11 protein-coding genes and 1 riboswitch are annotated in these 12863 nt (G+C 60.6%); of the genes, 9 read left to right on the forward strand and 2 right to left on the reverse strand.

Annotated features, from left to right (window positions below; genetic code table 11):
• The first annotated feature begins 6 nt into the window (after window positions 1-6).
• The 6 genes from clpP to B5P46_RS11460 all read left to right on the forward strand — a co-directional run bounded on the left by clpP (window position 7) and on the right by B5P46_RS11460 (window position 9085).
• Window positions 7-636 (forward strand): ATP-dependent Clp endopeptidase proteolytic subunit ClpP, encoded by a 630-nt coding sequence (clpP, locus tag B5P46_RS11435; protein ID WP_129418736.1) that lies wholly within the window; start codon window positions 7-9, stop codon window positions 634-636.
• Window positions 637-939: 303 nt separating this feature from the next.
• Window positions 940-2217 (forward strand): ATP-dependent Clp protease ATP-binding subunit ClpX, encoded by a 1278-nt coding sequence (clpX, locus tag B5P46_RS11440; RefSeq protein WP_003547337.1) that lies wholly within the window; start codon window positions 940-942, stop codon window positions 2215-2217.
• A 404-nt stretch (window positions 2218-2621) separates the two neighbouring features.
• Entirely contained in the window at window positions 2622-5039 is a 2418-nt protein-coding gene (gene lon / locus B5P46_RS11445) for an endopeptidase La (RefSeq protein WP_003547341.1), read from the forward strand.
• Window positions 5040-5245: 206 nt separating this feature from the next.
• On the forward strand, window positions 5246-5521 hold the full coding sequence (gene hupB / locus B5P46_RS11450; RefSeq protein ID WP_003558438.1) for a DNA-binding protein HupB: 276 nt from the start codon (window positions 5246-5248) through the stop codon (window positions 5519-5521).
• 123 nt (window positions 5522-5644) lie between these two features.
• Window positions 5645-5799, forward strand: a riboswitch (FMN riboswitch).
• Window positions 5800-5882: 83 nt separating this feature from the next.
• Window positions 5883-6791, forward strand: coding sequence for a riboflavin transporter RibN (ribN, locus tag B5P46_RS11455; protein WP_129418737.1), 909 nt, complete (start codon window positions 5883-5885; stop codon window positions 6789-6791).
• An 83-nt stretch (window positions 6792-6874) separates the two neighbouring features.
• Window positions 6875-9085 carry an esterase-like activity of phytase family protein gene (locus tag B5P46_RS11460; protein WP_206735331.1) on the forward strand — a complete coding sequence of 737 codons (2211 nt, stop codon included), beginning with the start codon at window positions 6875-6877 and terminating at the stop codon, window positions 9083-9085.
• A gap of 182 nt (window positions 9086-9267) precedes the next feature.
• Here B5P46_RS11460 and B5P46_RS11465 read toward each other — a convergent pair whose 3' ends face one another.
• Complete coding sequence (locus B5P46_RS11465) at window positions 9268-10254, reverse strand: aldo/keto reductase (RefSeq protein ID WP_129418739.1); 987 nt, start codon at window positions 10252-10254, stop codon at window positions 9268-9270.
• A 236-nt stretch (window positions 10255-10490) separates the two neighbouring features.
• Between B5P46_RS11465 and B5P46_RS11470 the strand changes: the two genes are divergently transcribed.
• The gene (locus B5P46_RS11470) at window positions 10491-10892 is read left to right on the forward strand and encodes a (R)-mandelonitrile lyase (protein WP_245456136.1); all 402 of its coding nucleotides are present in this window, start codon (window positions 10491-10493) and stop codon (window positions 10890-10892) included.
• A 109-nt stretch (window positions 10893-11001) separates the two neighbouring features.
• Here B5P46_RS11470 and B5P46_RS11475 read toward each other — a convergent pair whose 3' ends face one another.
• Window positions 11002-11607: a class I SAM-dependent methyltransferase gene (locus B5P46_RS11475; protein WP_112902545.1), complete on the reverse strand. Its 606-nt coding sequence runs from the start codon at window positions 11605-11607 to the stop codon at window positions 11002-11004.
• Between the two features lie 165 nt (window positions 11608-11772).
• Here B5P46_RS11475 and B5P46_RS11480 point away from each other — a divergent pair, with 165 nt between their 5' ends.
• Together B5P46_RS11480 and B5P46_RS11485 are read left to right on the forward strand one after the other, a co-directional pair.
• Window positions 11773-12126, forward strand: coding sequence for a hypothetical protein (locus tag B5P46_RS11480; protein ID WP_129418741.1), 354 nt, complete (start codon window positions 11773-11775; stop codon window positions 12124-12126).
• Window positions 12127-12259: 133 nt separating this feature from the next.
• Entirely contained in the window at window positions 12260-12805 is a 546-nt protein-coding gene (locus B5P46_RS11485; protein ID WP_129418742.1) for a glutathione peroxidase, read from the forward strand.
• The last annotated feature ends 58 nt before the right edge of the window (window positions 12806-12863 follow it).

Below are 12863 nucleotides of genomic sequence, written 5' to 3' on the forward strand. Positions count from 1 at the left end.
ACGCACATGAGAAACCCAGTCGATACCGCAATGGCCCTCGTTCCGATGGTCGTGGAACAGACCAACCGCGGTGAACGCTCCTACGACATCTATTCCCGCCTGTTGAAGGAACGCATCATCTTCCTGACAGGTGCTGTCGAGGACCATATGGCGACGCTCGTCTGCGCCCAGCTGCTTTTCCTCGAGGCCGAAAACCCGAAAAAGGAAATCGCCCTCTACATCAATTCGCCCGGTGGCGTCGTCACCGCCGGCATGGCGATCTACGATACGATGCAGTTCATCAAGCCCGCGGTTTCGACGCTCTGCATCGGCCAGGCTGCGTCCATGGGCTCGCTGCTGCTGGCTGCCGGCCACAAGGACATGCGCTTTGCCACGCCGAATTCCCGCATCATGGTGCACCAGCCTTCGGGCGGCTTCCAGGGCCAGGCTTCGGACATCGAGCGTCATGCCCGCGACATCCTCAAGATGAAGCGCCGCCTGAACGAGGTCTACGTCAAGCACACCGGCCGCTCCTACGAGGAAGTTGAAAAGACGCTCGATCGTGACCATTTCATGGATGCGGACGAAGCCCAGAGCTGGGGCGTGATCGACAAGGTTCTGACGTCGCGCCTCGAAATGGAAGGCGAACAGGCCTAGTAATTAATAGGGATGGTGTTTTCCTCGCCACAGTTCTATCCCATTTGTGATTGAACAAGGGCTTTCATACGGCGACGAAGACGCTAATAGTAACTATTAATGCTATGTTGAATTTTTATGACATAGCATTCGGCATTCGAAGGGGAATTCGTTGCCGCCGGAACCCGGACATGATTGATTGGGCCCGGTTCGTAGCCCCTGAAGCCCTTCTCGGCAAAGGCTCCGGAAACGGAGTGCCGCCAGGAGCTGATAGAGTGGACCGCGATTTCGCCTTGAAATGCGGCGTGCTGGAAGGAAAGTGATATGAGCAAGGTCAGCGGCAGCAACGGCGGCGACTCCAAGAACACGCTTTATTGTTCGTTCTGCGGAAAGAGCCAGCACGAAGTCCGGAAACTGATTGCCGGACCGACCGTCTTCATCTGCGATGAATGCGTCGAATTGTGCATGGACATCATCCGCGAGGAGAACAAGTCCTCGATGGTCAAGTCCCGCGATGGCGTTCCGACGCCCCAGGACATCATCAAGGTTCTCGACGAATACGTCATCGGCCAGCGGCAGGCAAAGAAGATCCTGTCGGTTGCCGTTCACAACCATTACAAGCGCCTGGCGCACGCCTCCAAGAACGGCGAAGTCGAGCTGGCGAAGTCGAACATCATGCTCGTCGGCCCGACCGGCTGCGGCAAGACCTATCTTGCCCAGACGCTCGCCCGCATCATCGACGTTCCCTTCACCATGGCTGATGCGACGACGCTGACAGAGGCCGGTTATGTCGGCGAGGATGTCGAAAACATCATCCTGAAGCTGCTGCAGTCGGCCGACTACAACGTCGAGCGTGCGCAGCGCGGCATCGTCTACATCGACGAAGTCGACAAGATTTCGCGCAAGTCCGACAACCCGTCGATCACCCGCGACGTCTCGGGCGAGGGCGTGCAGCAGGCGCTGCTGAAGATCATGGAAGGCACGGTCGCTTCCGTTCCGCCGCAGGGCGGCCGCAAGCACCCGCAGCAGGAATTCCTGCAGGTCGACACGACGAACATCCTGTTCATCTGCGGCGGCGCTTTTGCCGGCCTCGACAAGATCATCTCTGCCCGTGGCGAGAAGACCTCGATCGGCTTTGGCGCTAGCGTCAAGTCGCAGGATGACCGCCGCGTCGGCGAGGTTCTGCGCGAACTGGAGCCTGAAGATCTGGTCAAGTTCGGCCTGATCCCTGAGTTCATCGGCCGCTTGCCGGTTCTGGCGACGCTCGAGGACCTCGATGAGGACGCGCTGATCCAGATCCTGTCCGAGCCGAAGAACGCGTTGATCAAGCAGTATCAGCGCCTGTTCGAGATGGAAGACGTGGAACTGAACTTCCACGAGGACGCTCTTCGCGAAATCGCTCGGAAGGCGATCGTGCGCAAGACCGGCGCCCGCGGCCTTCGCTCGATCATGGAGAAGATCCTGCTCGACACGATGTTCGAACTGCCGACGCTGGAAGGCGTGCGCGAGGTCGTCATCTCCGAGGAAGTGGTGCGCGGTTCGGCCCGTCCGCTTTACATCTATGCCGACCGGCAGGAAGAAAAGGCCAACGCTTCGGCGTGACCTTGTGACTTTCGCACCATTATTTTGAGGGGCTTGCCATAGGCAGGCCCCTTTCTATTTGAAAAACCATACAAGGCGCTGTTAGTATTTGCCCGTGGGAACGGGAGTTGCCTTTGCCGATGTTGCGCAAGGGGTAGTGCTTGGCAATGATGCCGTAATTCCGTAAGCCTATTGCTGGCGTTTGTATTTTAGCCGGGTCGGAAGTGGTCAGCGCCGGTCCAGCCACGCGCTTCATAGTGTTGGCGTTCCGTTGTAATAAAGCTGTCACATCCGAGGGACGCGGGCGTTAGCGTGGCTTGAAAAGCGTAGTCAGAACCTCCACTTGTAGCAACAAGTGAGAGTGCCGGCCGGTCCCAAGCGGCCGTGCAGAGAGCCCGGCAACGGGACGATGGAAAGGACATAAAATGACGAAGAAAACGTCTGTAGCGAGCAGCACTGCCTACCCTGTTCTGCCCCTGCGCGACATCGTGGTTTTCCCGCATATGATCGTGCCGCTGTTCGTCGGACGGGAAAAGTCGATCCGTGCGCTCGAAGAGGTCATGGGTTCCGACAAGCAGATCATGCTGGTGACGCAGATCAACGCCAGCGACGACGATCCGGATCCTTCCGCGATCCACAATGTCGGCACCGTGGCGAACGTGCTGCAGCTCCTGAAGCTGCCCGACGGCACCGTGAAGGTTCTGGTCGAAGGCCGCGCCCGCGCCGAGATCGACACCTATACCAGCCGCGAGGATTTCTATGAGGCGCTCGGCCATGTGCTCGAGGAGCCGCATGACGATCCGGTCGAACTGGAAGCCTTGTCGCGTTCGGTCGTCTCCGAATTCGAGAGCTACGTGAAGCTCAACAAGAAGATTTCGCCCGAAGTGGTCGGCGCCGCCAGCCAGATCGATGACTATTCCAAGCTCGCCGATACGGTCGCCTCGCATCTGTCGATCAAGATCACCGAGAAGCAGGAGATGCTGGAGACCACCAGCGTCAAGCAGCGCCTCGAAAAGGCCCTCGGCTTCATGGAAGGCGAGATCTCGGTCCTGCAGGTCGAAAAGCGCATCCGCTCGCGCGTCAAGCGCCAGATGGAGAAGACCCAGCGCGAGTACTACCTCAATGAACAGATGAAGGCGATTCAGAAGGAACTCGGCGACGGCGAGGAAGGCCGCGACGAGATGAGCGAACTGGAAGAGCGCATCTCCAAGACCAAGCTGTCCAAGGAGGCCCGTGAAAAGGCCGATGCGGAGCTGAAGAAGCTGCGCCAGATGAGCCCGATGTCGGCGGAAGCCACCGTCGTGCGCAACTATCTGGACTGGCTGCTCGGCATCCCCTGGGGCAAGAAGTCGAAGATCAAGGCCGATCTCAACAATGCTGAGAAGATCCTCGAAGCCGATCACTTCGGTCTCGACAAGGTCAAGGAGCGTATCGTCGAATATCTGGCCGTGCAGGCCCGTGCTACCAAGATCAAGGGCCCGATCCTCTGCCTCGTCGGTCCTCCGGGTGTCGGCAAGACCTCGCTCGCCCAGTCGATCGCCAAGGCGACCGGCCGTGAGTATGTCCGCATGGCGCTTGGCGGCGTTCGCGACGAAGCCGAAATCCGCGGTCACCGCCGCACCTATATCGGCTCGATGCCCGGCAAGGTCATCCAGTCGATGAAGAAGGCGAAGAAGTCCAACCCGCTCTTCCTGCTCGACGAGATCGACAAGCTCGGCCAGGACTATCGCGGCGATCCGTCCTCGGCCCTGCTCGAAGTGCTCGATCCGGCCCAGAACATGACCTTCATGGACCACTATCTGGAAGTCGAATACGACCTGTCGGATGTGATGTTCATCACGACGGCAAATACGCTGAATATTCCAGCGCCTTTGATGGACCGCATGGAGATCATCCGTATCGCCGGCTACACCGAGGATGAAAAGCGCGAAATCGCCAAGCGGCACCTGCTGCCGAAGGCCATCAAGGAACATGCGTTGCAGCCGGAAGAATTCTCGGTCAGCGACGACGCCCTGATGGCGATCAGCCAGCAGTACACCCGTGAAGCCGGCGTCCGCAACTTCGAACGCGAATTGATGAAACTCGCCCGCAAGGCGGTCACGGAGATCATCAAGGGCAAGACGAAGGCCGTTCACGTGACGGCCGCCAACATCTCCGACTATCTGGGCGTCCCGCGCTTCCGCCATGGCGAAGCAGAGGGCGAGGATCAGGTCGGCGTCGTGACCGGTCTTGCCTGGACGGAAGTCGGTGGCGAGCTGCTGACCATCGAAGGTGTGATGATGCCGGGCAAGGGCCGCATGACGGTCACCGGCAATCTGAAGGAAGTCATGAAGGAATCGATCTCGGCAGCGGCCTCTTATGTCCGCTCGCGCGCTGTCGATTTCGGCATCGAGCCGCCGCGCTTCGACAAGAGCGACATCCACGTGCACGTGCCGGAAGGCGCGACGCCGAAGGATGGCCCCTCGGCTGGCGTTGCCATGGCAACCGCGATCGTCTCGATCATGACCGGCATACCGGTGGACAGGCATGTGGCCATGACCGGTGAAATCACCCTTCGCGGTCGTGTGCTGCCGATCGGCGGTCTCAAGGAAAAGCTGCTCGCAGCGCTTCGCGGCGGCATCAAGAAGGTGCTGATTCCGGAGGAAAACGCCAAGGACCTGGCGGAGATTCCTGACAACGTGAAGAACAATATGGAGATCATCCCGGTATCCCGCATGGGCGAGGTGATCAAGCACGCACTGATCCGGCGGCCGGAGCCGATCGAATGGGACGGCACGGTGGAAACGCCGGTCATCACATCGGTCGAAGGCCTCGACGAGACAGGCGCAACCATAGCGCATTGAGTGGCCTTTGCCACATTTATGCCCAATTGGCGCAAAACACGGAAAAAGGCTGGCGGAAACGCCAGCCTTTTTTGTGAAAACGTCATGTAGACGCTTGCTTTTCCTTGATTTGCAGGGCTTTTGGGTTTTCGGCGGGCCTGATGAAACCTATTCTGCGCCTAGCTTACTTTTGAGTCGTTTCATACCATTTAGAAAGGGGTGGAAACATGAACAAGAATGAACTCGTGTCCGCAGTCGCCGAAAAGGCAGGACTGACGAAGTCTGACGCGGCTTCCGCTGTTGACGCGGTTTTTGACGTTGTCCAGGCTGAACTCAAGAACAAGGGCGACATCCGCCTCGCGGGTTTCGGCAGCTTCACCGTTTCTCATCGTGCCGCAACGAAGGGCCGTAACCCGTCGACGGGCGCTGAAGTCGACATTCCGGCTCGCAACGTGCCGAAATTCACGCCCGGCAAGGGCCTGAAGGACGCCGTCAACGGCTGATCTGAGATTATCCACCAGCCGGAAACGAGACCGGTTGTGCAGGATTTGAGAGGGGTTCGGCTTTGCCGGACCCCTTTTGCGTTTGGCAGGCATTGCCGCCGCGCGGGCTTTGATCTACGACATTTCTGTTCTCAGGGCGGGGCGAAACTCCCCACCGGCGGTAAGGGTTTCGGCCTGAGCCCGCGAGCGCCTCCTTCCGCGCCCATGCGGAGGAAGGGTCAGCAGATCCGGTGCGATTCCGGAGCCGACGGTTAAAGTCCGGATGGAAGAGAATGCGTGTCGGCCATGCGAAGGGCAGGGGTTGCCCTGTGTCGCTTGGTCGGGGTTCATGCGTCCTGATTTGTGTTGGTCCCTGTTCTGGATGAAAGACATGAATCAGACTTCCCTTGCAGTCTCGCCGTCCCGTGCCGTTGTCGGTGCAATCTGGATGGTCCTTGCCGGCATTGCTTTTTCGCTTCTCAACGTCGTCACCCAATGGCTGACGATGAAGCTTGCCTTCCCCTCGGCCTCGGCAGCCTTCTGGCAATACGGCTTCGCCTTCCTGTTTTCGCTGCCGTTCCTGAAGAGACTCGGCCTTGCGGCGATGCGCACGCGCTATCCCTGGCGTCACCTCGCGCGCGTCGCGCTTGCCGCGCTCGGCGTCGAGGCTTGGGTCGCCGGCCTCGCCACAGTGCCGATCTGGCAGGCGATCGCACTGGTGATGACCTCGCCCTTCTTCATCATTCTGGGTGCCCGGCTTTTCCTTGGTGAGCGCGTCGGCCCGGCCCGCTGGGCAGCGACGGCGGCGGGCTTCACCGGAGCGATGATCATTCTGCAGCCATGGTCGGACGGCTTTGGCTGGGCGGCTCTCTTGCCTGTGCTTTCGGCGCTGCTGTGGGGCGCCTCGTCGCTGATCACCAAGAGCCTGACGGGCATTGAACGACCGGAGACGATCACCGTCTGGCTTCTCGTTCTGCTGACGCCGATAAACGGCGGGCTGGCGCTTGCGGCAGGCTTTGCAGTGCCGACGGGTGCAACACTTGCCCTGTTCCTGCTGGCGGGGCTGCTGACCGCCGCAGCGCAGTATTTCCTGACGCTTGCCTATGCAGCAGCGGATGCCGCCTACGTCCAGCCATTCGACGATCTGAAACTGCCGTTGAACGTGCTGGCCGGTTGGCTGTTCTTCGGTTACGCGCCGGCGGGCTACCTCTGGTTGGGAGCGGCTCTTATTCTCGCGGCTTCGCTGTTCATCATGCGAAACGAGATGCGCCGGGAGCGGAAACTCGCCTGACATGATCTGACGCAAAATGCCGCATCTGTCATGCCTCTGTCATGCCGCTCCCGCAGAAAACTCATGTTTCGAATATTCGACACATGGGGGATTTCATGACAATTTCATCGCGCAAGGCAGCACTTGCTGCCGTGCTTCTCGCATCCGTTGCCTTTCCCGCTGCGGCCGAGCCGGTTTTCAACCGCATCGCGTCCTTCCCGGTCGCAGAGAACCTGCCAGCCGACAAGGACAAGCTTTCGGTGAGCTCCGCCGAAATCATCACCGCGACCGACGACGGCAACACGCTGATCTATAGCGACAGCCCGCTCGGCGCGATCGGCTTTATCGACATTACCGATGCCAAGGCCCCGAAGGCCGGCGGCGCGCTGATGATGGACGGCGAGCCGACCTCGGTCACCTCGAGCGCCGGCAAGGCGCTCGTTGCCGTCAACACCTCCGAAAGCAAGGCGAAGCCCTCGGGCCGTCTCGCGATCGTCGACGTGGCGAGCAAGAAGATCGAAAACACGTGCGATCTCGGCGGCCAGCCGGATTCGATCGCCCTCAACAAGGACAAGACGCTCGGCACCATCGCAATCGAAAACGAGCGCGACGAAGACGTCAATGACGGCAAGATCCCGCAGATGCCGGCCGGCGACCTCGTCGTCTTCCAGGTGAAGAACGGCACTGTCGATTGCGGCACCATCAAGCACGTGACGCTGACCGGGCTTGCCGGCGTCGCCCCGGAGGATCCGGAGCCGGAATTCGTCGCCTTCAACAGCCTGAACGAGATTGCCCTGACGCTGCAGGAAAACAATGAGATCGTCATCATCGACGCCAACACGGCACAGGTGAAGACGCACTTCTCCGCCGGTAGCGTCGATCTCACTGGCATCGACACCAAGCGTGACGGCGCTCTGAAATTCACCGGCGAAGCCAAGGGCGTGCTGCGCGAGCCGGACGCCGTGAAGTGGCTGGACGACAACCGCCTCGTCGTCGCCAATGAAGGCGACTACCAGGGCGGCTCGCGCGGCTTCACCATCTTCGACAAGACGGGCAAGCTTCTCTACGAATCGGGCGCATCCTTCGAACGCGCCGTCGCCCATATCGGCCACTATCCGGAAAGCCGCTCTGGATCGAAGGGCGTCGAGCCGGAAGGCCTCGAAGCCGCCAAGTTCGGCGACGACCAGTATTTCTTCCTGCTCGCCGAACGTGCCTCGGTCGTCGGCGTCTATAAGGATACCGGCGCCGATCCCGAACTCGTCCAACTGCTGCCGTCCGGCATTTCGCCGGAAGGCGCGATCGCCATTCCCGCCCGCAATCTTCTTGCGACCGCCAACGAGCTCGATCTCGGCAAGGACGGCGGCACGCGTTCGCATGTGATGATCTACGAGCGCTCGGAAGGCGAGAAGGCCTATCCGCAGATCGTCTCCGCCGAGAAGGACGGCAATCCGATCGGCTTCGCAGCCCTTTCGGGTCTCGCCGCCGTTCCGGGCAAGCCGGGCCTGCTCTACGCCGTCAGCGACAGCGTTCTGGGCTCGCAGCCGACGATCTACACGATCGATGCCAGCAAGAAGCCGGCCGTCATCACTGACGCCCTCGTCGTCAAGCGTGACGGCGCTGCGGCCCAGAAGCTCGATATCGAAGGCATTGCGGCTGCCGCCGATGGCTCCTTCTGGCTCGCCTCGGAAGGCTACAGCGAGCGTCTCGTCCCGCACGCCCTCTACAACGTCAATGCCAAGGGTGACATCAAGGCCGAGATCGCCCTGCCGAAGGAGCTTGCCGCCAACGAAATCCGCTACGGCTTCGAAGGCGTGACCATTGTCGGCACCGGCGACGACACCACGCTCTGGATGGCGGTCCAGCGCGAGTGGAGCGACGACGAGAAGGGCTTCGTCAAGCTCGTCTCCTACAATCCGAAGAAGAAGGAATGGGGTGCCGTTCGCTATCCGCTCGACAAGACGGAAAGCGGCTGGGTCGGCCTGTCGGAAATCTCGGCTCAGGGCGACAGCGTCTACATCATCGAGCGCGACAACCTCGTCGGCGATGCCGCCAGGCTGAAGAAGCTCTACAAGGTCGCGATTTCGGAGCTGAAGCCCGCCAAGCTCGGGGCCGAGCTGCCGGTCGTCAAGAAAACCGAAGCCCATGACTTCCTCGGCGAACTGAAGTCTGCCAGCAACGGCTATGTGCTCGACAAGCTCGAAGGCTTCACCTTCGACGCCTCGGGCAAACCCTACGCCGTGACCGACAATGACGGCGTCAGCGACTCCTCCGGCGAGACCCTGTTCTTCCCGGTCGAGCTGAGCGCGACAAACTGAAAGCTGCCCCTCACCCTAGCCCTCTCCCCGTAAAAACGGGGAGAGGGGACGTGCCCTGCGAAAGGTCGGCGTTGGACGGAGAGGTCGCGGCTTGGTCCCTTCGCCCCGCGAGCGGGGAGAAGGTGGCGGCAGCCGGATGAGGGGCCATCTGGCCTTCCCGGCAAAGAAGCAGCACTCCAGCCCTACCAGCGCTGATGCACATGCGGCGCGATCAGCCGCTCATAGATCTCGCGCGTTGCCGCCATGAGATCGGCCGAAAGCGGCGCAAGGACGGCGGCAGCCGCGTTGGCCCTGGCCTGATCGGCATTGCGGGCGCCGGGGATGACGACGGTGATTGCGTCGCTCATCAGGATCCAGCGGAGCGCGAAGGCAGCCATAGTCGCGCCCTCGGGTACCAACTTGCGCACCTCTTCCACCGCCTGCAGGCCGACCTCGAAGGGAACGCCGGCAAAAGTCTCGCCGACATCGAAGGCCTCGCCGTTGCGGTTGAAATTGCGGTGGTCGTCGCTGGCAAAATGTGTGTCCCGGGTGATCTTGCCGGAGAGAAGACCGCTGGCGAGCGGCACGCGGGCGATGATCGCCACATTCCTGCGGCGTGCTTCCTGGAAGAACAGGTGATCGGGGCGCTGGCGGAAGATGTTGTAGATGATCTGGATGCTGACGACGCCGGGATATTCGATCGCCTTCAGGCCGTCCTCGACCTTTTCGACGCTGACGCCGTAGCCTTTGATCTTGCCGGCCTTCTGCAGTTCGTTCAGGCCCTCGAAGACCTCGGGCTGGTAAAGCACGTCGCGCGGCGGGCAATGGAGCTGCACGAGGTCGAGACTGTCGACGGCAAGATTCGCGAGGCTGCGGTCGATAAAGCCTTCAAGATTAGCCTTTGTGTAGCCTTCCGCGACATGCGGGTTGAGGCGGCGGCCCGCCTTGGTGGCGACCATCGGCCGTTCGCCGCCGCGCGTCTTCAGCACGTCGGCGATGATCTTTTCCGAGCGGCCATCGCCATAAACGTCTGCCGTATCGATGAAGGTCATGCCGGCATCGAGGGCGGCATTCAGTGCCGCGCGCCCGTCCGCCTCGCTGATATCGCCCCAGGAGCCGCCGATCTGCCAGGCGCCGAAGCCGACATTGGTGACGGTGAAGGGCATCCGGCCGAAAGCATGGTGTTTCATGAAAAATTCTCCTTACTGCATGTCGCCCGGACGTGTGCGGGGACAACGACATGCATAAAAACAAAGAGCCAAAGCACGTCGCATGATTCAAGCAAGATGCGACGCGCTGATGAAAGACACTGGCACTATCAGCCGGGTGACTTTGCGGCAATTGTCGATCCGGCTTTGATTGGTCGCCCCGATGAAATATCGTTTTGCTACAAGGCTTCAACCGCATGGATGGAAAAGGAAAGATCATGGAGATCAAACCCGTCGGCTCTCGCCCCTCGACGAAGCCACCGGCCGACTATTTCACCGGCGCCGTTCGCCAGGATCCGCTGATGGAAACGCCGGCGCCGGCACGGGCGAGGGCGGTCTCCGTCACCTTCGAACCCGGCGCCCGCACGGCCTGGCATACGCATCCGCTCGGCCAGACGCTGATCGTGACATCAGGCAAGGGCCTCGCCCAGAATTGGGGTGGGGACATCCGCGAGATCCGCGCCGGCGATACCGTCTGGTTCGCGCCGGGCGAAAAACATTGGCATGGTGCTGCCCCGGATACGGCGATGACGCACATCGCCATTCATGAGGCGCTGGACGGCAATCACGTCGACTGGATGGAAAAGGTCAGCGACGAGCAATATTCCGGCCAAGCTTAAAGCATGTCACGCAAAAGTGTGCAGCGGTTTTGCGGTAAAGACATGCGCAAAACCAAGGACCTAAAGCGCGTGAAGCGAATCTGAAAGATCGCGCCGCGCTTTAGACTGATCAGAGCCGCTTCAGGCAATAGGAAAAATGCGCGTGCGATTCGACCGTCAGGAACTCGAATTGCCAGCCATAGTCCTTGCAGAATTTGGTAACCGCCTCGACGACACCATAGACGATCGGCTTGACCGTATTGCCGGTGCAGAAATCGTGCCCGGCAATGCGCCCCGTCCGCTTCACCTTCTTTTCGCAGAGCAGGAGTTCCTGCCAGGTGAGCTCGAAGGAATGATCGGTATCGATATAGGCCCAGTCGAGGAAATCGTCCTCGAATTCGGCAAGCTTGTCGAGCGATGTGCCCTGCATCAGGTGCAGCCGGCCGGCTTCGATCTCGGCGGCGAAATTCGTGTGGATCGAGTCGAGCCCGGAGCTGTAGCGATCCATCGACCAGGGATCGATGAGGTAGAGCTGCGCCGGTCGGTTCTTTTCCAGGATCTCCGCCGTATATTCGCCGAAGGCTGCCCCGACCTCGACGCCGATGCCGCCGTTCGGGATCCGATAAAGCAATTCGCCGCGATCCGGCAGCAGCCGGGCGTTTTCCATATGATGGGCGCTGAGCGGAGTGCGCGGCATGCTCGCCCGGAGCGCCTGCCTATCTTCACGTGTCTTCATCTGTGATCTCGGGATTGCGGGCGACTGACGGCCCTGATGCGGTTTGACGGGAAGGTAGGAGCAGCCGGCACCGATGACAACCGCATGACAGGAATTTGCTTCTTTCGAACAAACCGCTAAGTTCCATCTGTGAACTGACGAAAAAGCCTCGGGAGGAGCGATTTCATGAGACGCATGTGGCCTGAAGAATTCAACGCCATCATCAGCGGAGCTGAGGAGGTGATGTTGGAAACACCAGCCGAGGCCGGCGAAGCGCCGCTGCAGCGCAAGGCGCTGAAGGCGCGAATCACCATGCAGGATTACGAGCGGATCTGGCCGCTCGCCGAGATGCGCTTCCGGCTTGGCGAAAGAGATGGCAAGGCCATCACGCTGATCACCACCAATCCCCATTACCACGCGTGGCACCCGAAGGACGGCGGCAGCGTCGATTCCGTGTCGGACAGTGGCCGCCGTTACAAGACGGATTATCTCGTCGTGCACTTCCTGCTCGACGACGTGAAGGAAACGTCTCCCGCCTGAGGTGCTGAGGCCCGGTGCGGCCGGAAGCCGCACCGGCGTCCTGTGGAAGCCAAGTTGATCCCGACGCTGATGACAACGGCGGCGATATCGCTAAGCTCGGGCGAAACATATTCTTACGAAATTGGAGGTTCCCGTGACGGGCAATGTGCTGGATATCCCGGTCAAGACCGTGGATGGTCGCGAGACCACGCTCAACGAATACAAGGGCAGGGTGCTCCTGGTCGTCAATGTCGCCTCGAAATGCGGGCTCACGCCGCAATATGAGGGGCTGGAAAAGCTCTATGGCGAAAAGCGTGAACGCGGCTTTGTCATCGCCGCTTTTCCCGCCAACGACTTCAAGGGCCAGGAGCCCGGCACCGACGCCGAAATCCTCGACTTCTGCACCAGCACCTATGACGTCACCTTCCCGATCTTCTCGAAAATCTCGGTCAAGGGCGAGGCGCAGCATCCGCTTTACCGGCAATTGACCAAGTCGGGTGTGAAGACGACGGGCGACGGCCCGATGCGCGAACGCCTGAAATCCCACGGCATGACAGGCGATGAGGACGACATCCTCTGGAACTTCGAAAAATTCCTGATCGGCCGCGACGGCAAAGTCGCCGCCCGCTTTGCGCCTGACGTGACGGCGGATGATTCGCGGCTGGTTTCGGCGGTGGAGAGAGAACTGGCGAAGGGATGAAATGACAAGCGATAGGCCCCGCCAGACGGCGAGGCATACCCATTGCCCCGATCAGGCC

The sequence above is a fragment of the Rhizobium leguminosarum genome (assembly GCF_004123835.1).
In the GTDB taxonomy this organism is placed as follows: Bacteria; Pseudomonadota; Alphaproteobacteria; order Rhizobiales; family Rhizobiaceae; genus Rhizobium; species Rhizobium leguminosarum_M.